The 22338-nt window shown below is 71.5% G+C and carries 20 protein-coding genes; 4 read left to right on the top strand and 16 right to left on the bottom strand.

The genetic code is table 11. The features are described from left to right. Nucleotides 1–27 precede the first annotated feature (27 nt). Nucleotides 28–1257: a DUF349 domain-containing protein gene (locus ACFYXK_RS16640; protein ID WP_383512079.1), complete on the top strand. Its 1230-nt coding sequence runs from the start codon at nt 28–30 to the stop codon at nt 1255–1257. A gap of 68 nt (nt 1258–1325) precedes the next feature. Here the strand turns inward: ACFYXK_RS16640 and ACFYXK_RS16635 are convergent, their stop codons facing one another. The 15 genes from ACFYXK_RS16635 to pgsA all read right to left on the bottom strand — a co-directional run bounded on the left by ACFYXK_RS16635 (nt 1326) and on the right by pgsA (nt 16727). Continuing rightward, nucleotides 1326–3764: a RelA/SpoT family protein gene (locus ACFYXK_RS16635; protein WP_389411766.1), complete on the bottom strand. Its 2439-nt coding sequence runs from the start codon at nt 3762–3764 to the stop codon at nt 1326–1328. Between the two features lie 247 nt (nt 3765–4011). Then, the gene (locus tag ACFYXK_RS16630) at nt 4012–4563 is read right to left on the bottom strand and encodes an adenine phosphoribosyltransferase (protein ID WP_389411765.1); all 552 of its coding nucleotides are present in this window, start codon (nt 4561–4563) and stop codon (nt 4012–4014) included. Beyond that, nucleotides 4560–5618 (bottom strand): protein translocase subunit SecF, encoded by a 1059-nt coding sequence (secF, locus tag ACFYXK_RS16625; protein WP_389411764.1) that lies wholly within the window; start codon nt 5616–5618, stop codon nt 4560–4562. Before secF ends, ACFYXK_RS16630 begins: the two co-directional genes overlap by 4 nt. Nucleotides 5619–5621: 3 nt before the next feature. Next, nucleotides 5622–7412 (bottom strand): protein translocase subunit SecD, encoded by a 1791-nt coding sequence (gene secD / locus ACFYXK_RS16620; RefSeq protein WP_389411763.1) that lies wholly within the window; start codon nt 7410–7412, stop codon nt 5622–5624. A 155-nt stretch (nt 7413–7567) separates the two neighbouring features. Further along, on the bottom strand, nt 7568–8056 hold the full coding sequence (gene yajC, locus ACFYXK_RS16615) for a preprotein translocase subunit YajC (protein ID WP_389411762.1): 489 nt from the start codon (nt 8054–8056) through the stop codon (nt 7568–7570). 164 nt (nt 8057–8220) lie between these two features. Further along, nucleotides 8221–9282, bottom strand: coding sequence for a Holliday junction branch migration DNA helicase RuvB (gene ruvB / locus ACFYXK_RS16610; protein ID WP_389411761.1), 1062 nt, complete (start codon nt 9280–9282; stop codon nt 8221–8223). Between the two features lie 109 nt (nt 9283–9391). Beyond that, nucleotides 9392–10012, bottom strand: a complete 621-nt coding sequence (gene ruvA / locus ACFYXK_RS16605) for a Holliday junction branch migration protein RuvA (protein ID WP_389411760.1) — start codon at nt 10010–10012, stop codon at nt 9392–9394. Further along, nucleotides 10009–10539 carry a crossover junction endodeoxyribonuclease RuvC gene (gene ruvC, locus ACFYXK_RS16600; RefSeq protein ID WP_389411759.1) on the bottom strand — a complete coding sequence of 177 codons (531 nt, stop codon included), beginning with the start codon at nt 10537–10539 and terminating at the stop codon, nt 10009–10011. The genes ruvA and ruvC overlap by 4 nt, the downstream gene beginning before the upstream one ends. 321 nt (nt 10540–10860) lie before the next feature. Then, nucleotides 10861–11613, bottom strand: a complete 753-nt coding sequence (locus ACFYXK_RS16595) for a YebC/PmpR family DNA-binding transcriptional regulator (RefSeq protein ID WP_053786045.1) — start codon at nt 11611–11613, stop codon at nt 10861–10863. Between the two features lie 57 nt (nt 11614–11670). Beyond that, nucleotides 11671–12261, bottom strand: a complete 591-nt coding sequence (gene pdxT / locus ACFYXK_RS16590; RefSeq protein ID WP_389411758.1) for a pyridoxal 5'-phosphate synthase glutaminase subunit PdxT — start codon at nt 12259–12261, stop codon at nt 11671–11673. Nucleotides 12262–12266: 5 nt separating this feature from the next. Next, the gene (gene pdxS / locus ACFYXK_RS16585) at nt 12267–13184 is read right to left on the bottom strand and encodes a pyridoxal 5'-phosphate synthase lyase subunit PdxS (protein WP_030294529.1); all 918 of its coding nucleotides are present in this window, start codon (nt 13182–13184) and stop codon (nt 12267–12269) included. 172 nt (nt 13185–13356) lie between these two features. Next, the gene (locus tag ACFYXK_RS16580) at nt 13357–13896 is read right to left on the bottom strand and encodes a hypothetical protein (protein ID WP_266631008.1); all 540 of its coding nucleotides are present in this window, start codon (nt 13894–13896) and stop codon (nt 13357–13359) included. Nucleotides 13897–13990: 94 nt separating this feature from the next. Beyond that, nucleotides 13991–15160 (bottom strand): glycosyltransferase family 4 protein, encoded by a 1170-nt coding sequence (locus ACFYXK_RS16575; protein WP_389411757.1) that lies wholly within the window; start codon nt 15158–15160, stop codon nt 13991–13993. Further along, on the bottom strand, nt 15157–16062 hold the full coding sequence (locus ACFYXK_RS16570) for a phosphatidylinositol mannoside acyltransferase (protein WP_389411756.1): 906 nt from the start codon (nt 16060–16062) through the stop codon (nt 15157–15159). Before ACFYXK_RS16570 ends, ACFYXK_RS16575 begins: the two co-directional genes overlap by 4 nt. Further along, nucleotides 16062–16727 (bottom strand): phosphatidylinositol phosphate synthase, encoded by a 666-nt coding sequence (gene pgsA, locus ACFYXK_RS16565; protein WP_030294522.1) that lies wholly within the window; start codon nt 16725–16727, stop codon nt 16062–16064. Before pgsA ends, ACFYXK_RS16570 begins: the two co-directional genes overlap by 1 nt. 242 nt (nt 16728–16969) lie before the next feature. Between pgsA and ACFYXK_RS16560 the strand changes: the two genes are divergently transcribed. Next, nucleotides 16970–19165, top strand: coding sequence for an elongation factor G-like protein EF-G2 (locus ACFYXK_RS16560; protein ID WP_389411755.1), 2196 nt, complete (start codon nt 16970–16972; stop codon nt 19163–19165). Between the two features lie 138 nt (nt 19166–19303). Next, on the top strand, nt 19304–20971 hold the full coding sequence (locus tag ACFYXK_RS16555; RefSeq protein WP_389411754.1) for a hypothetical protein: 1668 nt from the start codon (nt 19304–19306) through the stop codon (nt 20969–20971). 47 nt (nt 20972–21018) lie between these two features. Here ACFYXK_RS16555 and ACFYXK_RS16550 read toward each other — a convergent pair whose 3' ends face one another. Further along, nucleotides 21019–21579, bottom strand: coding sequence for an HIT family protein (locus tag ACFYXK_RS16550; RefSeq protein WP_389411753.1), 561 nt, complete (start codon nt 21577–21579; stop codon nt 21019–21021). Nucleotides 21580–21646: 67 nt separating this feature from the next. Here ACFYXK_RS16550 and ACFYXK_RS16545 point away from each other — a divergent pair, with 67 nt between their 5' ends. After that, nucleotides 21647–22333: a potassium channel family protein gene (locus ACFYXK_RS16545; protein ID WP_389411752.1), complete on the top strand. Its 687-nt coding sequence runs from the start codon at nt 21647–21649 to the stop codon at nt 22331–22333. Nucleotides 22334–22338: the final 5 nt, after the last annotated feature.

The raw sequence follows: 22338 nt of genomic DNA, 5'->3' as shown, positions 1-22338 counted from the left end.
TCGCAGGCATCAGGTGGAGGAGGCGCTGTGAGCAGCGACCCGTGGGGCCGCGTCGACGAGACGGGCACCGTGTACGTGCGTACTGCCGAGGGCGAGAAGGTCGTCGGCTCTTGGCAGGCGGGCACCCCTGAGGAGGCCCTGGCCTACTTCGAGCGCAAGTACGAGGGCCTGGTGGTCGAGATCGGCCTCCTCGAACGGCGGGTGCGGACCACCGATCTGTCCGCCAAGGACGCGCAGACGGCCATCGACCACCTGCGCACGCAGGTGGAGGAGCACCACGCCGTGGGCGACCTCGACGCCCTGCGCGTCCGGCTGGACAAGCTGGTCGCGACCGTGGACTCGCGGCGCGAGGAGCGCAAGGTCCAGAAGGCCAAGCAGACGGACGAGGCCCGTGCGGCCAAGGACGCGCTGGTGGCCGAGGCCGAGCAGCTGGCGCAGAGCGACCAGTGGCGCAGTGCGGGTGAGCGGCTGCGTGCCCTGGTGGACACCTGGAAGGGTCTGCCGCGCCTGGACCGCAAGTCGGACGACGAGCTGTGGCACCGCTTCTCGCACGCCCGTTCCGCCTTCTCCAAGCGCCGCAAGGCGCACTTCGCCTCGCTCGACGCGCAGCGCGAGGACGCCCGCAAGGTCAAGGAGAAGCTGGTCGCGGAGGCCGAGTCGCTGTCGAAGTCGACCGACTGGGGTCCGACGGCCGCCCGCTACCGCGAGCTGATGGCGGACTGGAAGGCGGCGGGCCGGGCGCAGCGCGAGGCCGAGGACGACCTGTGGAACCGCTTCCGCGGTGCGCAGGACGTGTTCTTCGCGGCGCGCGGCGAGGTGTTCGCGGAGCGCGACGCCGAGCAGGTGGAGAACCTGAAGCTGAAGGAGGAGCTGGCCGACGAGGCCGAGAAGCTCGTCCCGATCACGGACCTGAAGGCGGCCCGGGCCGCGTTCCGCTCCCTCAACGAGCGCTGGGAGGGCATCGGCCACGTGCCGCGCGACGCCCGGCCGAAGGTCGAGGGCCGGATGCACGCGGTGGAGCGGGCCATCCAGGAGGCCGAGGAGGGCGAGTGGCGTCGTACGAACCCGGAGGCGCGGGCCCGTGCGGCCGGTCTGACGGGTCAGCTGCAGGCGGCGGTCGACAAGCTGCGTGAGCAGATCGACGCGGCTCGTGCCGCGGGCAACAACGCGAAGGCCGACAAGCTGGCCCGCGAGCTCGAGGGCCGCCAGGCCCTGCTGGACCAGGCGCTGAAGGGCCTGGAGGAGTTCGGCGGCTGAGCCCCCCTTTGCGCCCAAGAAGAGGGCCCCGGTGAGCGTCATGCCACCGGGGCCCTCTCGCGCGGGGGTCAGGGCCTCCTGGCCGAGGTGACGCGGTAGACGTCGTAGACGCCTTCGACGCCCCGTACGGCCTTCAGGACGTGTCCCAGGTGCTTCGGGTCGCCCATCTCGAAGGTGAACCGGGAGGTGGCCACCCGGTCGCGGGAGGTCTGGACGGCCGCGGACAGGATGTTCACGTGCTGGTCCGACAGGACCCGGGTGACGTCCGACAGCAGCCGGGACCGGTCCAGCGCCTCGACCTGGATGGCGACCAGGAAGACCGAGGACTGGGTCGGCGCCCATTCGACTTCCAGCATCCGCTCGGGCTGCTGGGAGAGGGAGTCGACGTTGACGCAGTCGGCGCGGTGAACCGATACGCCACTGCCGCGGGTGACGAACCCGATGATCGGGTCGCCGGGGACCGGGGTGCAGCAGCGGGCCAGCTTGACCCAGACGTCGTCGACGCCCTTGACGACCACGCCGGGGTCGGCGTTGCCGCGCCGCTTTCCGCGGGCGCGGGACGGCGGGACGCTCTCCTCGATGTCCTCGTTGGCGGCTTCCTCGCCGCCGAGGGCCTGCACCAGCTTCTGCACGACGCCCTGCGCGGCCACGTGGCCCTCGCCGATCGCCGCGTACAGGGAGGAGATGTCGGGGTAGCGCATCTCGTGCGCGAGGGTGACGAGCGAGTCGCCGGTGAGGATGCGCTGGATCGGCAGGTTCTGCTTGCGCATGGCCCGCGCGATGGCGTCCTTGCCGTGCTCGATGGCCTCGTCGCGGCGCTCCTTGGAGAACCAGCCGCGGATCTTGTTGCGGGCCCGCGGGGACTTGACGAAGCCGAGCCAGTCGCGGGACGGGCCCGCGCCCTCGGCCTTGGAGGTGAAGACCTCGACGAGGTCGCCGTTGTCGAGGGTCGACTCGAGCGGGACGAGCCGGCCGTTGACGCGTGCGCCTATGGTCCGGTGGCCGACCTCGGTGTGGACGGCGTACGCGAAGTCCACGGGGGTGGCTCCGGCGGGCAGCGCGATGACGTCGCCCTTGGGCGTGAAGACGAAGACCTCGTTGCGGGAGAGGTCGAAGCGCAGGGAGTCGAGGAACTCGCCCGGGTCCTCGGTCTCCTTCTGCCAGTCCAGCAGCTGGCGCAGCCAGGCCATGTCGTTGACGGTGTCCTGCCCGGCGCTGCCCTTGGCGGCCTGCGGGACGTCGGTGCGGACCTTAGAGGTGCCGGCGACGGTCTGCTGCTTGTACTTCCAGTGCGCGGCGATGCCGTACTCGGCGCGGCGGTGCATGTCGAACGTGCGGATCTGGAGCTCGACGGGCTTGCCGCTGGGTCCGATGACCGTCGTGTGGAGCGACTGGTACATGTTGAACTTGGGCATCGCGATGTAGTCCTTGAACCGGCCGGGGACCGGATTCCATCGCGCGTGCACGGTGCCGAGGGCGGCGTAGCAGTCCCGTACGGTGTCGACGAGGACGCGGATGCCGACCAGGTCGTAGATCTCCGCGAAGTCGCGGCCGCGGACGATCATCTTCTGGTAGACGCTGTAGTAGTGCTTGGGCCGGCCGGTGACGGTGGCCTTGATGCGGGCGGCCCGGAGGTCGGTCTGCACCTCGTCGGTGACGATGGTGAGGTACTCGTCGCGCTTGGGCGCCCGCTCTGCGACGAGGCGGACGATCTCGTCGTACATCTTGGGGTAGAGGATCGCGAAGGCGAGGTCCTCGAGCTCCCACTTGATCGTGTTCATGCCCAGCCGGTGCGCCAGCGGGGCGTAGATCTCGAGGGTCTCGCGGGCCTTCTTCTCCTGCTTCTCCCGCTTGAGGTAGCGCATGGTGCGCATGTTGTGCAGGCGGTCGGCGAGCTTGATGACCAGGACGCGCGGGTCCTTGGCCATGGCGACGACCATCTTGCGGACGGTCTCGGCCTGGGCGGCCTCGCCGAACTTGACCCGGTCGAGCTTGGTGACGCCGTCGACGAGGAGGGCCACGGCGTCGCCGAAGTCGCGGCGCAGGTCCTCCAGCCCGTACTCGGTGTCCTCGACGGTGTCGTGCAGCAGGCCGGCCATCAGGGTGGCCGGATCCATGCCCAGCTCGGCGAGGATGGTCGTCACCGCGAGCGGGTGGGTGATGTACGGGTCGCCGCTCTTGCGCTTCTGACCGCGGTGCCAGCGCTCGGCGACCTGGTACGCCTGCTCGATCTGGCGCAGCGTCGCCGTCTCGATCTTGGGGTCGTTGCTGCGGACTATGCGGAGCAGCGGCTCCAGTACCGGGTTGTACGGGTTGGAACGCTGGACGCCGAGGCGGGCGAGCCGGGCGCGCACGCGGTTGGAGGACCCGGCCGACTTCGCGGGCGCGGGCTTCACGGGCGCGGGCTTCACGGGGGGAGCCGGCGGGGGCGTGGCGGGGGGCGCCGCGGCCTGCTCGGCCTGCGGGTCGGGCTGCGCGGCGGAGAGTGGCTGGACCTCGTCTGGCAAGAGCGCTCCTCTGGGGGTCCCCCCGGACGAAGTGCGGGGGAGGATCCGGTGCCCGTGTCCGGTCCGGATAACCCATGGTAGCGATGCTTGCGTGACCCTGTTCCCCGAGGCTCTGCAACCACCGCTCCGGTGCGGGTCCGCTCCCGGGGGCGCCGCCCCGGCCCCCCGCAGCCGGCCCGCAGCCGGGAACGGAAGCGGCGGGCACCCGGGATGGCCCGGATGCCCGCCGCTCGGCAGATGAAGAGGGTCAGACGACGATCAGGGCGTCCAGCGGGGCCCCGCCCAGGGCGGCGCTCAGCTTGGCCCGGCCCGGCAGGAACGACAGCTCCATCAGGACCGCCACCCCGGCGACCTCCGCCCCGGCCCGCCGGATCAGCGCCAGCGAGGCGTCGGCGGTACCGCCGGTGGCCAGGACGTCGTCGATGACCATGACCCGGTCGCCGGCCGCCAGGTCCTCCGCGTGGACCTCGATCTCCGCGGTGCCGTACTCCAGCTCGTAGGACTGGGCGAGCGTGGCGCCCGGCAGCTTCCCGGCCTTGCGTACCGGAACGAAGCCGATGCCCGCCTGGACCGCCACCGGCGCCGCGAGGATGAACCCGCGCGCCTCCAGCCCGACGATCTTGGTCGCGCCGTACTGCCCGGCCAGCTCCACCAGCGCGTCCGTCAGCGCCGCGAAGGCCTTCGGGTCCGCCAGCAGCGGCGTGATGTCCTTGAACATCACACCCGGCTTCGGGTAGTCCGGGACGTCCTTGATCCGGCTGAGCAGGAGCTCGCGGGCCTCGGGGGACAGCGTGCTCACCGGCGCCGTCCCGACCGGCCCTGGGCCACGACCTGCGGGCCGTCGCCCGCCTCGTTGCCCTCGTCGTCCGCGGACTCGCCCTTCGCCGCCGCGGCCGCCCGCTTGGCGAGCACCCGCTTCTTCAGGGCCTTCATCGCCGGCTCGCGCTCCTTGAGGTCCACGACCAGCGGGGTCGCGATGAAGATCGAGGAGTACGCACCGGCGGCGAGGCCGACGAACAGCGACAGCGAGATGTCGTTCAGCATGCCGGCGCCCAGGAAGCCGCCGCCGATGAAGAGCAGCGCCCCGACGGGGAGCAGCGCGACGACCGTGGTGTTGATCGAGCGGACCAGGGTGCCGTTGATGCTGCGGTTGGCGACCTCGCTGAACGTGTAGCGGGTCTGCTTGGTGATGTCCTTCGAGCCCTCCTTCAGACCGTCGAAGACGACGACGGTGTCGTAGAGGGAGTAACCGAGGATCGTCAGCAGACCGATCACGGTGCCCGGCGTGACCTCGAAGCCGACCAGCGCGTACACGCCGACGGTGATGGTGAGGTCGTGGATCAGGGCGATCAGCGCGGCGACCGCCATGCGCCACTCGAAGGCGATGGCGAGGTAGATCACCACGAGGACCATGAAGACGCCGAGGCCGGTCCAGGCCTTGTTCGCGATCTGGTCGCCCCAGCTGGGGCCGACCAGGTCCGCGTTGATGTCGGCCTCGGTGACCTTGAGGTCGGTGGCGAGCTGCTTCTTGACGCCGGCCGCGTCGTTCGTGTCCAGACCCGAGATCTGGATGCGCATGCCGCCCGTGCCGAGCTCCTGGACGATCGCGTCGTGGCCGGAGGCCTTCTCCGCGGCCTCGGTCGCCCTGGCGACGGAGACGGCCGTCTTCGGGGTGGTGAAGACGGCACCGCCCTTGAACTCGATGCCCATGTTGAGGCCCTGAACGGCCAGGGCCACGATCGCCGTGATGGTGATCAGGATGGAAACGCCGTACCAGATGAAGCGCTTGCCGACGAAGTCGTAACCGACCTCACCGCGGTACAGCTTGGCGCCGAGATCTCCCAGCTTCGACATCTCTCACGCCTCCTTTGCGTCGACGGGAGCGGTGACGGAACCGGTGCCGGAGCCGGTACGGCGGGACCGGCGCAGCGGCGGCTTGGCGCCGAGCCGCTTCGGGTCCAGTCCGGACCACGGGTGACCGCTGGAGAAGAACTTCGTACGGGCCATCAGCGTCATGATCGGCTTGGTGAAGAGGAACACCACGACCACGTCGAGCAGGGTGGTCAGACCCAGGGTGAAGGCGAAGCCCTGCACCTTGCCGACGGTGACGATGAACAGCACGGCGGCGGCCAGGAAGGACACGAAGTCGGACACCAGGATGGTGCGCCGGGCACGCGGCCAGGCCCGCTCCACGGCCGGACGCAGGGTGCGGCCCTCGCGGATCTCGTCGCGGATGCGCTCGAAGTACACGATGAACGAGTCCGCCGTGATGCCGATCGCGACGATCGCACCGCAGACGGCGGGCAGGTTCAGCGCGAAGCCGATGCCCTTTCCGAGCAGCGCCATGATCGAGTACGTGAGGATCGCGGACACCAGGAGGCTGACGATGGCGATGAAGGCCAGGCCCCGGTAGTACACGAGCAGGTAGATCACGACGAGGATGAGGCCGATGGCGCCGGCGATCAGGCCGGCCTTCAGCTGCTCGCCGCCGAGCGCGGCGGTGACGGTGGTGACGCTGTCCTCGCTGAAGGAGAGCGGCAGGGCGCCGTACGAGAGCATGTTGCCCAGGTCCTGCGCGGACTGCTGGTTGAAGCCGCCGGAGATCTCGGCGTTGCCGCCGGTCAGCGCCTGGCTCACGGACGGGTCGGAGACGACCTCGCCGTCGAGCACGATCGCGAACTGGTTCTGCGGCATCTGCTTGGTGGCCAGCTCACCGGTGATCTTGGCGAACTTGTCGGCGCCCTTGTCGGTGAACTGCATCGTGACGATCCACTGGCCGCGCTGCGGGTCGATGACGCCCTTGGCGTCCTTGACGTCCGTACCGGCGACACCGGCGGGGCCGAGGATCCACTTGCCCCACGTGTCGCCGCGCTTGCCACAGGCCAGCGTCGCGTCCTCGGGCTTGGCGCCCTTGCCGGCGGCGGCGCGCTGCGCCTCGTTGGTGCAGTCCAGCGCGGCGAACTTCGCCTGCAGGTCGGCGGCGGCCGCCTCGATGCCCGACGGGGTCGGGGCCGGGGACGGGGCCTTGTTGTCGTCTGCCTTCTTCGACTCGCTCGCCGAGGGCGAGGGAGTGGCGGTGGCGCCCGGGGCCTTGAGGGCCTCGCTGAGCACACGGCCCTGGGAAGTGGCGCTGGACGACGGGGTGGCCGGGGTGCCGGGCTTGCCGCTGCCCTCGGCCTTCGGGGCGCCGGAGCTGCTCGCGGAGGGGCTCGGCGTGGCCTGGGGGGCTGCCGGGGCACCGTCGGCGAAGGCCAGGACCGGGCGGAAGTACAGCTGGGCGGTGGTACCGACCTGCTCGCGCGCCTGCTTCTCGTTCGTCCCCTTGGGGATGTTCACGATGATGTGGTCGCGGCCCTGCGTCTGGACCTCGGCCTCCGACACGCCGAGACCGTTGACGCGGCGCTCGATGATGCCGACCGCCGTGTTCATGTTGGTCTCGTTGATCGCGTCCGGCTTGCCGGGCTCGCTCTTGGCCTTGAGCGTGATGCTCGTACCGCCCGCGAGGTCGATGCCGAGCCGGGGGGTCGTCTGCTTCGTGAGGAACATCCCCGCGGTGAGCGCCACCATCGCGATCAGGATGATGGCCAGGGCGCGCCCCGGCCTCCCCTGAGCCCCCGTGGGCCGCCGGCCCTTCTTCGGTGCTGCCACCTTGTCGTATCTCCCTGTCCAACCGCCCTGCGCCGGGTCAGCGCGCGGACGGCCACGAAAAATGTGTGGTGGGGACCCCTGCCCCCCGCAGAAGTGTCACTGACGGGGACCGCGCAGGCCGCCGGTCAGGCGCCTTCACGGTCCCCCGCCGCGCGCTACTTCGTGCCGGCCTCGCCGTCGGCCTTGCCGTCCTTGGGCTCCGTGTCGTCCGACGCGTCGGCCTCGGGCTCGTCCTTCTTGCCCAGGTCGAGCTTCGGGGCCTCGCCCTCGGGCTTGTCCGCGTCCTTGTCCGCGTCCTTGTCCAGGGTCAGCGAGGAGGCGTCGTCCGGGACGACCGGCGTGTCGATCGTCAGATCATCACCGGTGCCGTGGACGATGCGGTTGTACTCCGCGTCCTCCAGGACGGCGCCGATGGCGTTCTTCGCGTAGATCGCGTGAACACCGGGGGCCACCTCGAGGGTGACGGTGTCGTCGCCGATCTCCTTGACCGTGGCGTACATGCCGCCGATGGTGCGGACGCCGGTGCCGGGCACCATGTGGTCACGCATCTGCGCGGCCGCCTGCTGCTTCTTCTTCGCGGAGCGGGTCATCAGGAACATCGCCCCGATGAGCACGATGAACGGGAGGAGTGTCACGAGATTCACGGGACGGAGATCCTTCGCACGACCGCACGGGAGACGGCCTTTTTCTACGGGGGTGGGCATACCGACCTGAAGGGTCGGCATCGGCGGAGTCTAGGCGAGTCCGCACCGATGGAACAACGCCCAGCATGGCACCGCAGTTCCTGAGCGGGCGAACCTCCGCGCCGTCAGGCCCCGAACAAGCCCTGTTGTCCGCTTGATCCGCTCCCGCCGTGCTGCGGCGGGACGAGTCCCAGGTGAGCCCATGCGGCGGGGGTCGCGACCCGGCCCCTGGGAGTACGGGCGAGCAGCCCCTCCCGCACCAGGAACGGCTCGGCCACTTCCTCCACGGTCTCGCGCTCCTCGCCGACGGCGACGGCGAGGGTGGACAGCCCGACGGGACCGCCGCCGAACAGCTTGAGCAGGGCTTCGAGCACGGCCCGGTCGAGCCGGTCGAGCCCGCGCCCGTCCACCTCGTAGACCTGCAGGGCGGTGCCGGCCACCTCGCGGTTGATCACGCCGTCGGCGCGGACCTGCGCGTAGTCCCGGACGCGGCGCAGCAGGCGGTTGGCGATGCGCGGGGTGCCGCGGGAGCGGCCGGCGATCTCGGCGGCGCCGGCGGTGTCGATCTCCACGTCGAGGAGGCGGGCGGAGCGGTGAATGACGCGTTCCAGCTCCTCGGGGGCGTAGAACTCCATGTGCCCGGTGAATCCGAAGCGGTCGCGCAGGGGCGGGGGGAGCAGGCCCGCGCGGGTCGTCGCCCCGACGAGGGTGAAGGGCGGCAGCTCGAGGGGGATGGCGGTGGCCCCGGGCCCCTTGCCGACGATCACGTCGACGCGGAAGTCCTCCATGGCCATGTACAGCATCTCCTCGGCGGGCCGGGACATGCGGTGGATCTCGTCGAGGAAGAGGACCTCGCCCTCCTGGAGGGAGGACAGGATCGCGGCGAGGTCACCGGCGTGCTGGATGGCGGGGCCGGAGGTGATCCGGATGGGCGCGCCCATCTCGGCGGCGATGATCATGGAGAGGGTGGTCTTGCCGAGGCCGGGCGCGCCGGAGAGCAGGACGTGATCGGCGGTGGCGCCGCGCTGGCGGGCCGCCTTCAGCACCAGATCGAGCTGCTGGCGGACCTTCTCCTGGCCGACGAACTCGCCGAGGTCCTTGGGGCGCAGGGCCGCCTCGACGGCGGTGTCCTCGCCGTCCGCTGCCGCCGCCACGATCCGGTCGTCGCTCTCGTCATCCCAGTTCACGCTGTCAGTCTGCCTTCTCGGTCGTGCGGTGGTCTGTGCCGGCCCGCCGCTTGCCGCCCGGCGGGGGCCGGGCCCCGCGCTGCGGTGTCCCGCCCGGCGCCGGCGGGGGTCAGCGGGCGCGGTTCAGGGTCTGGAGGGCCGCTCGCAGGAGCTGGGGGACCGGGGCCGAGCCGCCGGCGGCGATGGCGGCCTCCGCCTGCGGGGTGACCGCCGAGACGGCCTCCTCCGCCTCCCGGGAGGCGTAGCCCAGGCCGATCAGGGCCGCCGCCAGCTGCTCCGTCCACGGCGCCGGACCCGCCGCCACCGGGGCGCGCTGCGCGCCGACCAGGGGCGCGCCCAGCTTGTCCTTCAGCTCCAGCAGCAGCTTCTGGGCGCCCTTCTTGCCGATCCCGGGGACGGCCATCAGCGACTTCTCGTCCCCCGTCGAGACGGCCGTCCGCAGCGCATCGGGACTGTGCACCCCCAGCATCGCCTGCGCGAGCCTCGGCCCCACCCCGCTCGCGGTCTGCAGCAGTTCGAAGACCTGCCGCTCGTCGTCGTCGGCGAAGCCGTACAGCGTCAGCGAGTCCTCCCGCACGACCAGCGAGGTGGCCAGCCGGGCCGTCTCCCCCATCCGCAGGCCGGCGATGGTGTTCGGCGTGCACTGCACGGCCATGCCCACTCCCCCGACCTCGATCACGGCCAGGGTGGGGGCGAGCGCGGCGACCGGGCCGCTGACGAAGGCGATCATGAGGTGCGGCCTTTCGAGGCGTGCAGGGCGACCGCCTGCTGGAGGCGGTTTTGGGCGGGGGCCCGCCAGATGTGGCAGATGGCGAGCGCGAGGGCGTCCGCGGCGTCGGCCGGCTTGGGCGGGGCGGAGAGCCGCAGCAGACGGGTCACCATCGCCCCGACCTGCGCCTTGTCCGCCCGGCCGGAGCCGGTGACGGCGGCTTTGACCTCGCTGGGGGTGTGCAGGGCGACCGGTATCCCGCGGCGTGCGGCGCAGAGCATGGCAACGGCGCTCGCCTGGGCGGTCCCCATCACCGTCCTGACGTTGTGCTGGCTGAACACCCGCTCCACTGCGACGACTTCGGGCCGGTGCTCGTCGAGCCACTGCTCGATGCCCGCTTCGATCGCGACGAGCCGGTCCCCCAACTCCGCGTCCGCGGGCGTCCGCACGACCCCCACGCCGATCATGGTCAGCGGACGGCCGGCGACGCCCTCGACCACGCCGACACCGCACCGGGTCAGCCCCGGGTCCACGCCGAGTACGCGCACGCCCCCCACTCTCCTTCGACAGCCAGTGCGTGCAGGCTAACCGGTGGCACCGACAAAGCGGCGGGGGGGCGGGGGGGGGGGCCCCCCCCCCCCCCCCCGGGGCCCCCCCCGCGGGGGCCCCCCCCCCCCCCCCCCGCCCGCCCGGGGGCCCGCGGCCCTGGGGTTGGCCCGCGGGGCGGGGGCACCCACCCCGGCCCCCGCCTCCCCCCCCCCCCCCCCCCCACCGCCCCCCCCGCCGGGGGGGCCCCCGCCCGCGGGGGCCCCCCCCCCGGGGGGGGGGGGGGGGGGGGCGCCCCCCCCCCCCCCGCCGCTGATGCCCGATCAGGCGTCGACCTTCTCCATGACCTCGTCCGAGACGTCGAAGTTGGCGAAGACGTTCTGCACGTCGTCGCTGTCCTCCAGCGCGTCGATCAGCTTGAAGATCTTGCGCGCGCCCTCCTCGTCCAGCTCGACCTGCATGGTCGGCAGGAAGTTGGAGTCGGCCGAGTCGTAGTCGATGCCCGCCTGCTGGAGCGCGGTGCGGACCGCGACCATGTCGGTGGCCTCGCTGATGATTTCGAAGCTGTCGCCGAGGTCGTTGACCTCTTCGGCACCCGCCTCGAGCACCGTCTCCAGGACGTCGTCCTCGGAGAGCTCGCCCTTGGGCAGCAGGACGACACCCTTGCGGTTGAACAGGTACGAGACCGAGCCCGGGTCGGCCATCGAGCCGCCGTTGCGGGTCATGGCGACGCGCACGTCGGACGCGGCACGGTTGCGGTTGTCGGTGAGGCACTCGATGAGCACCGCGACACCGTTGGGACCGTAGCCCTCGTACATGATCGTCTCGTAGTCGGCGCCGCCGGCCTCGAGGCCGCCGCCGCGCTTGACCGCGGAGTCGATGTTCTTGTTCGGGACCGAGCTCTTCTTGGCCTTCTGGATGGCGTCGAAGAGGGTCGGGTTGCCGTCGATGTCGGCACCGCCCATACGGGCCGCGACCTCGATGTTCTTGATCAGCTTCGCGAAGAGCTTGCCGCGCTTGGCATCGATCACGGCCTTCTTGTGCTTCGTCGTAGCCCATTTAGAGTGGCCGGACATCCGCCTGTCTCCTTCGCGTAACCAACAGTGTTCACCTCAGATCCTACCGGGACCTGATTACAGGCCCGCGCGCACCATGTCGACGAAGTACGCGTGGACCCGGTCGTCACCCGTCAGCTCGGGGTGGAACGAGGTGGCGAGGACGTTGCCCTGGCGCACGGCGACCGTGTGACCGTCGTACGAGGCGAGCACCTCGGCGGCGGCGCCGACCGACTCCACCCACGGGGCGCGGATGAAGACCCCCTCGACGGGGCCTCCGTCTATGCCCGCGAAGTCGATCTTCGCTTCGAAGGACTCGTTCTGGCGGCCGAAGGCGTTGCGGCGGACGATCATGTCGATGCCGCCCAGCGTCTCCTGGTCCTCACGGCCGTCGAGCAGCTTGTCGGCGAGCATGATCATGCCGGCGCAGGTGCCGTAGACCGGCATGCCGGCCCGCACGCGCTCGCGCAGCGGCTCCAGCATGCCGAACAGGACGGCGAGCTTCGACATCGTCGTGGACTCGCCGCCGGGGATCACCAGGGCGTCGACCTCGGCGAGCTCCTCGGGGCGCCGGACCGGCCTGGCCACGGCGTCCGCCGCGGCCAGGGCGATCAGGTGCTCCCGTACGTCGCCCTGGAGGGCCAGGACACCGATGACGGGATTGGTCATGGCGATTACCAGCCGCGGTTGGCGTAGCGCTCGGACTCGGGGAGGGTGTCGCAGTTGATGCCGACCATGGCCTCGCCCAGGTTGCGGGAGGCGTCCGCGATGATCTTCGGGTCGTCGTAGAAGGTGGTGGCCTTCACGATGGCGGCGGCGCGCTTGGCCGGGTCGCCCGACTTGAAGATGCCGGAGCCGACGAAGACGCCCTCGGCGCCGAGCTGGCGCATCAGGGCGGCGTCGGCCGGGGTGGCGACGCCACCGGCGGAGAACAGCACGACCGGGAGCTTGCCGAGCTCGGCGACCTCCTTGACGAGCTCGTACGGGGCGCGCAGCTCCTTGGCGGCGGCGAACAGCTCGTTGTTGTCGTAGCCGCGCAGGCGGGCGATCTCGTTCTTGATCTGGCGCAGGTGGCGGACGGCCTCGACGACGTTGCCGGTGCCGGCCTCGCCCTTCGAGCGGATCATGGCCGCGCCCTCGGCGATGCGGCGCAGGGCCTCGCCCAGGTTGGTGGCACCACAGACGAAGGGGGTGGTGAACGCCCACTTGTCGGAGTGGTTGACCTCGTCGGCCGGGGTCAGGACCTCGGACTCGTCGATGTAGTCGACACCGAGGGACTGCAGGACCTGGGCCTCGACGAAGTGGCCGATGCGGGACTTGGCCATGACCGGGATGGAGACGGCCTCGATGATCTCTTCGATCATGTTCGGGTCCGACATGCGCGCGACGCCGCCGTCCTTGCGGATGTCGGCGGGGACCCGCTCGAGGGCCATGACGGCCACGGCGCCGGCGTCCTCGGCGATCTTCGCCTGCTCGGCGTTGACCACGTCCATGATCACGCCGCCCTTGAGCTGCTCGGCCATGCCGCGCTTGACGCGGGAGGTGCCGATCGCGGACTCAGCGGACTGCGGGGTGGAGGGAAGCGTGCTCACGGATTGACCTCACTCGAAGGGAAGACGGGCGCTGCGGTGGTACCGCGCGCAGATGCCGCGGCGGTACTCCGCCGAGCAAACCGCCCCCGAGCAGTCCACCGCAAGGGCCAATGAGGAGCCGGTGGCCTCTTTCAAATTGGCCTTTGGGTACAACTGGGGCCGGCCGGGGCCCTCAGGGCCGGTCGGCAAGATCCACCGGAGGCTCATCGTCCATTTCGAAGGCGAGCGGGAACGGGGCGTGCCCGGCCAGCCGGAACCAGCGGACCTTGCGGTGGCGGCGCAGCGCCCGGGCGGCCCGTACGGCGTCGTTGTGGAACCGCCGTGCCATGGGCACCCGGCGGACCGCCGCGGCCAGCTCCTCGGCGGCCGCCTCGCCGCCGGGGGCGGCCTTGAGCACCTCGACCTGGGCGGCGTCGGAGAACACCGCGCGCAGCGCCTGGCTGAGCTCGCTCTCGGCGACCTCGCGGTGTTCCTCCTCGGCCTGCCGGGCGGCGTGGGCTGCCTCGTACAGGACGATCGAGGAGGCGGGGTCGAGCGCTCCGGAGGCGGCCACCTCGATCACCACCGAGGCGCGCCGCACGAGCTGTGCGTCGAGGGCGGCGCGGGCGGCGTCCATACGCGAGTGCAGCCGGTCCAGCCGTCCGGCGGTCCAGCTGAGGTAGACCCCGATGACGCCGAGCGCCAGGGCAGTCCAGACAAGGGTTTCGATCACGGCCCGCGACAATACCCTCCCCGTCGGCGCGCCCCTTGCACGGCTTCGCCCCGGCCGTCCCGGCCACGGCCCGCCGGGCCCCGGGAGGGGTCCGTCAGGCCGACGGGTCCCGGGTGAGGCCGAGGCGGGTGCGCAGGGGGACGCGCTCGTCCGTGGCCACCGCGGCCGCGCCGTCCGTCACCGTTTCGTAGACCGCGAGGATGTCCGCGCCGACCGTCGACCAGTCGAAGCGGCGTACGTGCGCCGAGCCGCGGGCGCTGAGCTCCGCCCGGCGGGCCGGGTCGCGCAGCAGGGCCACCGCGCCGGCGGCCAGCGCGTCCGCGTCCTCGTTGGTGAACAGCTCCCCCGCCGCCCCCTGGTCCAGGACCTGCGCGAACGCGTCCAGGTCGGAGGCGAGCACCGCGGCCCCCGCCGACAGCGCCTCGACGAGGATGATGCCGAAGCTCTCGCCACCGGTGTTCGGGGCCACGTACACGTCGACGCTGCGCAGCAGCCGCGCCTTGTCCTCGTCGGAGACCATGCCGAGGAACTCGACCCGTGCCCGCAGGTCGGCGGGCAGGGAGGCGACGGCCTCCTCCTCGTCGCCGCGGCCCGCCACGAGGAGCCGTACGTCCGGGCACTCCTCCACGATGCGCGGGAAGGCCGCCATCAGCACCGGCAGGCCCTTGCGGGGCTCGTCGATCCGGCCGATGAACCCGAGGGTCCGCCCGGACCAGGCGGGGTTCGGCTCGGCCTTGGCGAAGAAGTCCACGTCGACGCCGTTGGGGATCACGACCGCGTCGCCGCCCAGGTGCTCGACCAGCGTGCGCCGCGCGTACTCGCTCACCGCGATCCGCGCGCTGATCTTCTCCAGCGCCGGCTGGAGGATCGGGTACGCCGCGATCATGGCGCGCGAGCGCGGGTTCGAGGTGTGGAACGTGGCGACGATCGGGCCCTGCGCGGCCCAGCAGGTCAGCAGTCCCAGCGAGGGCGAGGTCGGCTCGTGGATGTGGATCACGTCGAAGACGCCGTCGTGCAGCCAGCGGCGCACCCGGGCCGCCGACAGGAAGCCGAAGTTCAGCCGGGCCACCGACCCGTTGTACGGCACCGGCACCGCCCGCCCCGCCGAGACCACGTACGGCGGCAGCGGCGTCTCGTCGTCCGCCGGGGCCAGCACCGACACCTCGTGGCCGAGGCGGATCAGGTGCTCCGCGAGGTCCCGGATGTGGAACTGGACGCCACCGGGCACGTCCCACGAGTACGGGCAGACAATGCCGATCTTCACGCGGAGCGCTCCTCCAGGTCGTCCAGCCACAGCCGCTGCAGCATGTGCCAGTCCTCCGGGTGCTCGGCGATCCCCTGGGCGAAGGCGTCGGCCACCGCCTGGGTCATGACGGCCGTCTTCACGTCCCGGTCCCCGGTCTTCGGCACCTCCACCTCGGGGTGGATCCGGCCGTACATCTTCGGCGAGTCCCCGTAGTGCAGGGTCGCCGGGAGCAGCACCGCCCCCGTCTGCTGCGCCAGCAGCGCCGGTCCGGCCGGCATGCGCGCCGGCGAACCGAAGAAGTCCACCTCGACCCCGGTGGCCGACAGGTCGCGATCCGCGACCAGGCAGACCAGGCCTCCGGAGCGGAGCCGGCGGGCCAGGGTCCCGAAGGCCGCGCCGCCGCTGTGGGGCAGCACCTCCATGCCGAGGCTCTCCCGGTAGGCCACGAAGCGGTCGTACAGGCTCTCCGGCTTGAGCCGCTCCGCCACCGTGGTGAACGGGACGCCGATGTGTCCGATGGCCCATGCGCCGGCGAGGTCCCAGTTGGCCAGGTGCGGCAGCGCGACGACGACCCCGCGCCCGGAGGCGAGTGCCTCGCGCAGGAGGTGCTCGTCCTTGAACTCGACGTCGGTGCCGAAGCGCTTCGGGTCCATGGTCGGCAGCCGGAAGGATTCCATCCAGTAGCGCATGTACGAGCGCATGCCGGCCTGCGAGAGCTCGCGCAGCCGCTCCGGCCCGGCGTCCGGCACGACTCGAGCCAGGTTCGACTCCAGCCGCAGCACGCTCTTGCCGCGCTTCTTCCACGCGTAGTCGGCGATCCGGCGGCCGAGGGCCACCGCGGCCGGCTCCGGGAGCTTCTTCACCCCGGCCCAGCCGAGCCCGTACAGGCCGTCGACCAGCTTGTCCTGCGCCCGGCCCATCAGGCCGTGCCGCCCTCGGCCACGGCGGCCTCCGCGTCGGCCTCCGCCGCCTCACGGCGTACGGTGACCACCCGCTGGATCAGCGTGACCAGCGAGCCCACGGCCACGACCCACAGGGCGATCGGCAGCAGCACCCCGATCCAGGACGGCACCCCGAAGGTCTCCAGCCCGGACAGACCGGCCGCGACCAGCGAGATCACCAGCCGCTCGGCGCGCTCGATGAGCCCGTTGACGGCGACCGGCAGCCCGATCGACTCGCCGCGGGCCTTCGTGTACGAGACCACCTGGCCGCTGGCCAGGCAGAAGATCGCCACCGCGCACAGCACGTTGTCGTTCCCGTTGCCCGCGTACCAGAGCGCGAGGCCGCCGAAGATCGCCGCGTCGGCCACCCGGTCGAGCGTCGAGTCGAGGAAGGCGCCCCAGCGGCTGGAGACGCCCGCCTGGCGGGCCATGTTCCCGTCCACCAGGTCGGAGAACACGAACAGGGTGATGGTGATCGTGCCCCAGAAGAACTCCCCCCGGGGGAAGAAGACCAGCGCTCCCGCCACCACTCCGGCCGTGCCGATCAGGGTGACCGCGTCCGGGCTCACCCCCCGCCGGAGGAGAAAAGCGGCGAATGGCGTGAGAACACGCGTGAAGAATGCACGCGCGTACTTGTTCAGCATGGCCTTCCCGGAGGGTCGCTGGGCCGCACGGCCACATCGGCCACCGGCTGGCCCATCGTAGCCAGCGCCCCGGGCCCCCACTGCCGCGCACCCACCGGTTCGCGCCACACAATCGCCGGTCCATGTCCGCGACACGCTCCGGACGGCGCCGGGTACTACGTATGGACGCAGTGTGACGCCAGTGCAAAGCTCGAAGGACCCCGATCAACCTCCTCACCGTCACACCGGGAGGCACGAGCACCATGGGAGCCACATCACACCAAGCCGGAGCCGCCGGCAGGGCACCGACGGCCGACCGGCCGTCGTCGTTGCGGAACGTCGTGCTGGTCGGCCACAGCGGAGCCGGCAAGACCACGCTGGTCGAGGCCCTCGCCCTGACGGCGGGCGCCGTCAACCGGGCCGGCCGGGTCGAGGACGGCACCGCCGTCTCCGACTACGACGAGATCGAACACCGGCAGCAGCGGTCCGTACAGCTGTCCCTCGTCCCCGTCGAATGGGGCGGCATCAAGATCAACATCTTGGACACCCCCGGATACGCCGACTTCGTCGGCGAGCTCAGGGCCGGTCTGCGCGCCGCGGACGCGGCCCTTTTCGTCGTCTCCTCCTCCGACGGCATCGACGGCGCCACCCGCATGGTCTGGGACGAGTGCGAGGCCGTCGGCATGCCCCGCGCCATCGTCGTCACCCATCTGGAGGCCGCCCGGGCCGACTATGCGCAGATGACCACCGTCTGCGGCGAGATCTTCGGAGCCGAGGACCCCGACGCCGTCATCCCGCTCTACCTGCCCCTGTACGGGCCTCCCGGCCCCGACGGGCACGCACCGGTCGCCGGCCTGCTCGGCCTGCTCTCCCAGCGCGTGTACGACTACACCTCCGGGGAGCGCGTGGAGCGCGACCCCGCGCCCGACGAGCTCGCCCGCATCGCCGACGCCCGCTCCCGCCTCATCGAGGGGATCATCGCGGAGAGCGAGGACGAGAGCCTCATGGACCGCTACCTCGGCGGCGAGGACATCGACATCAAGACACTCGTCGACGACCTCGAGCGCGCCGTGGCCCGCGGTACCTTCCACCCCGTCCTGATGGCCGCCCCCGCCACCGACGGCGCCCGCCAGGGCCTCGGCACCGTCGAGCTCCTGGAACTGGTCACCGGCGGCTTCCCCACCCCCCTGGAGCGCGCCGCCGTCGCCGTGACCGCCCCGGACGGCGCCGAACGCCCGGCCGTCACCTGCGACCCCGACGGACCCCTCGTCGCCGAGGTCGTCAAAACCTCCTCCGACCCCTACGTCGGCCGCGTCTCCCTCGTCCGCGTCTTCTCCGGCACCCTGCGCCCCGAGGAGACCGTGCACGTCAGCGGCCACGGCCTGGCCGACCGCGGGCACGAGGACCACGACGTCGACGAGCGGATCGGCACCCTCACCTCCCCCTTCGGCAAACAGCAGCGCAGCCTCACCCAGGTCATCGCCGGCGACCTCGCCTGCGTGGCCAAACTCACCCGCGCCGAGACCGGCGACACCCTCTCGGCCAAGGACCGGCCCCTGCTCATGGAGCCCTGGCCGATGCCCGACCCGCTGCTCCCCCTCGCCATCGCGGCCCACAGCAAGGCCGACGAGGACAAGCTCTCCCAGGGCCTGGCCCGGCTCGTCGCCGAGGACCCCACGATGCGGCTGGAACAGAACCCGGACACCCATCAGGTCGTCCTGTGGTGCCTCGGCGAGGCCCACCAGGACGTCGCCCTCGAACGGCTGCGCGCCCGCTACGGGGTCCAGGTCGACCCCGTCCCGCACAAGGTGAGCCTGCGCGAGACGTTCGGCGCCAAGGCCGCCGGCCGCGGCCGGCACGTCAAACAGTCCGGCGGGCACGGCCAGTTCGCCATCTGCGAGATCGAGGTCGAACCGCTCCCGCCCGGCAGCGGCATCGAGTTCGTCGACAAGGTCGTGGGCGGCGCCGTGCCCCGCCAGTTCATCCCGTCCGTCGAGAAGGGCGTACGCACCCAGGCCGCCCGCGGGGTCGCGGCCGGCTACCCGCTGGTCGACGTACGGATCACCCTCCTCGACGGCAAGGCGCACTCGGTGGACTCCTCCGACGCGGCCTTCCAGACCGCGGGCGCCCTCGCCCTGCGCGAAGCCGCCGCCGAGGCCCGCATCCACCTCCTCGAACCGGTCGCCCAGCTCGCCGTCCTCGTCCCCGACGAGTACGTCGGCCCCGTCATGAGCGACCTCGCCGGCCGCCGCGGCCGGGTCGTCGGCACCGAACAGGCAGGCGCCGGCCGCACCTGCGTCCGCGCCGAGATCCCCGAGATCGAGATCGGCCGGTACGCGGTCGAACTGCGCTCGGTCTCGCACGGCACGGGCAGGTTCACCCGCGCCTACGCCCGGCACGAGCCGATGCCGCCCCAGATCGCCGACAAGGTGCGTGAAGCGGCCGAGAAGGGAACCTGATTGATATAGCGCCAGGGGCCGCCCACCCAACCCGCTTGCGGTGGGCGGCATTTCCCTGTCCCATGACCATGGGAAGAGATACGCCGATAGGCTCATCTGCGCGGCAAACGAGCACGACGCACAGCGATGGGGGCAACGGTGGCGGACGACGGATTCGACTTCAGGCCCGGGGCGCAGATCCCCTTGCAGGGGGCCGGCGGCCAGACCGCGGCGACCAACGCCCTCGCCTCGGCCGCGTACCGGGACGGCGGCAAGGACACCAAGCTGTCCGACATACTCAAAGCCGACAACGAGTACCACAAGTCAACGATCAAACCCCCCAAGGTCTCCCTCTTCGAACCCAACCTGGGCGAGGCCTTCTGCCGCGCCGTCGAGGCCCGCACCCTCGCCGCCGGCCGCAAACCGCTCATCCAGTCCTTCGGCCTCGACCCCCAGACCGTCGTGGAACACTGCCTGGCCGCCTCCCGCCTCCGCAAGGAGCGCGACCACAAGCTGCGCCTGATCATGCTGGTCGCCGGGGTGCTGTTCCTGCCCGGCCTGCTGCTCTGGCTGGGCCTGTTCCAGCTCCGCAAGTCGCTGGCCAAGGGTGACGGCAAACGCTCGTCCTGGATGGGCACCCTGCTGCTCGTCGGCGTCGCCGTCGTGGCGGCCGTGCTCATGTTCCGGCTGCCCTTCACCGGCTTCCTGGGCCTCTACCTGCGCGGCATGATCATCGTCCCCGCCGTGGGCTGGCTCCTCGCCCGCCGGATCTGCGAGGCCACCGCCGCCGACATGCGCTCCCGCTGGGACGGTCTGCTCGCGGGCGACGGCATCGGCGCCAAGATTCCGGAGGCGGTCCCCGGCAACCCCGACGAGAAGGCCCGCGAGGACCTGCGGCACTCGCTCGCCAAGCTCACGGCCGAGGACCGCAGCAACTCCGTCTTCTACGCCGGCCCCAAGGGCATCCTCGGCATGGGCACCCGCTGGGGCAGCTGGCAGATGGCCGAGGAGCTCGTCCCCAAGACGGAGGGCATGGAGATCCACCCGTTCCGCAGCTGGGACGTCATACGCGCGATCGACACCGAACTGCGCAAGCTGGAGCGCGGCCCCCTGCACACCGGCGGCCTGCCGCCCGCCTCCATCCAGCACTGGATCGTCACCCCGGTCGGCGAAGGCGCCGCGGAGGTGGCCCGCCCCACCGGCGCCGACGTGGACACCTTCCTCGTCAAGCCGCACGAGATCACCCGGATCTGCAACGAGCAGCAGTTCAGCGGTGGCAACCGGCACTACCTCGGCATCCAGTACCCGCTCTGGGACGGCCAGTTGGTGATCACCATGCTGGTGACGGTCACCGTGCTGTACAAGACCCTGCGCGTCGAGGTGACCGGCCACGCACTCGGACCGGTGCACGGCCTGTTCACGACCAAGTCCGCGGCGCCCAAGGTCGAGGTACCGAAGTCCATCCGGTTCTGGGAGACCGTGGAGCGCCCGCTCGCCCTCGTGGACGCCTCCGAAGTGGTGCGCCTCGCCGTCCGCGCCCCGCTGACCTGGTTCCCGCCGATCCTCGACTTCTTCGGCGGGAAACTGGTCCTGCCGGAGCCCTTCGGCCTGCGCCACGTCTGGGCGGGACAGCCCTGGCGCCACCGCTTCATGGCCGACGACGCCCTGCGCGCCGCCACCCCCGTCCTGCGGGCGGTGCACGCGGCCGCGATGCGGGTCCTCGAAGAGAACGGCGCCGACATCGACCGCTTCAGCAACCGCTCGATGATCGTCAGCGGGCTCGTCCAGGACGCCGCCCCGCGCAAGGCCGACGTGTACGACGCCTAGGCAGGAGCCCCCGGGGCCGGCCCGCGGCCCCGGGGCGCCTGGTCCTCCTAGTCGGTGGGCCAGGCGTCGGCGAGCATCTGGCGGGTGTCCGCCAGGAGTTGGGGCAGCACCTTGGTGTGGCCGACGACCGGCATGAAGTTCGTGTCCCCGCCCCAGCGGGGCACGATGTGCTGGTGCAGGTGCGCCGCGATGCCGGCCCCGGCGGCGGCGCCCTGGTTCATGCCGATGTTGAACCCGTGCGCCCCGGACGCCTTGCGCAGTGCGGTCATGGCCCGCTTGGTGAGATCGGCCAGCTCGGCCGTCTCCGCCGCGTCGAGCTCCGTGTAGTCGGCGACGTGCCGGTACGGGACGACCATCAGGTGGCCGCCGTTGTACGGGTACAGGTTCAGCACGGCGTAGACGTGCTTGCCCCGGGCCACGACCAGGCCGTCCTGGTCCGACATCTCCGGAATCCCGCAGAAGGGACAGCCGTCCCCGGCCTCCGGACCGGTCGGCTTGTTCTCCCCCTGGATGTACGCCATCCGGTGGGGCGTCCACAGACGCTGGAACGCGTCCTGCGTGCCCACACCGATCTGCTGCTCCGGCTCACTCGTCATGGGATGCAGCATATGACCTTGCCCCCGGCGGGCGTGTCGCCGGGGCGAAGAGTGGTGGTACGGCCGCGATGCTGGGCCCATGCACGTTGAAGCCGAGACCCCCGACGTCGCTTGGGAGCACCGTACCGAGCTCCCCCTGTTCTACCTCTCGCTGCTCTTCCTCGCCGGGTACGCGGTCCACGTGCTCGCCCACGCGCACTCCGTCTGGCGCGACATCGCCGCGATCACGGTCCTGCTGACCTGGCTCTGCTTCATCGTGGACTACCTGGTGCGGCTGGTCCTGAGCCGTCAGCGGCCGCTGCGGTTCGTCCGCCGGCACTGGCTGGACACCGTGATCGTCCTCCTGCCGACGCTGCGAGCGCTGCGCATGGTCAAGGTCCACGACGCGGTCATGGCCAAGCGGGCCCGCCCGCACCGCAGCCTGTACCCCCGCGTGATCACGTACGCCGGTCTCTCGTCGGTGCTGCTCGGCTTCTCCGGCTCGCTCGGCCTGTACGACGCCGAGCGGCAGGACCCGCAGTCCCCGATCCAGACGTTCTGGGATTCGGTGTGGTGCGTGGTCCAGACGCTGACGACGGTCGGCTACGGCGACGTGGCCCCCGTGACCCCGTTGGGACGGCTGATCGCGGTCACCTTGATGATCTTCGGCCTGGGCCTGCTGGGGGCGGTGACGGGTTCCTTCTCGTCCTGGCTGATCCAGATCTTCCGCCGGGACGACGAGGAGGGGCCCCCGGGGGACGAATCCTCCCCGGGGGCCCCTCACTGAGCCGT

Origin of the sequence: Streptomyces sp. NPDC002209, assembly GCF_042890265.1 — a bacterium.
Lineage (GTDB): Bacteria > Actinomycetota > Actinomycetes > Streptomycetales > Streptomycetaceae > Streptomyces.
This window is presented reverse-complemented; position numbering and strand designations above follow the sequence as displayed.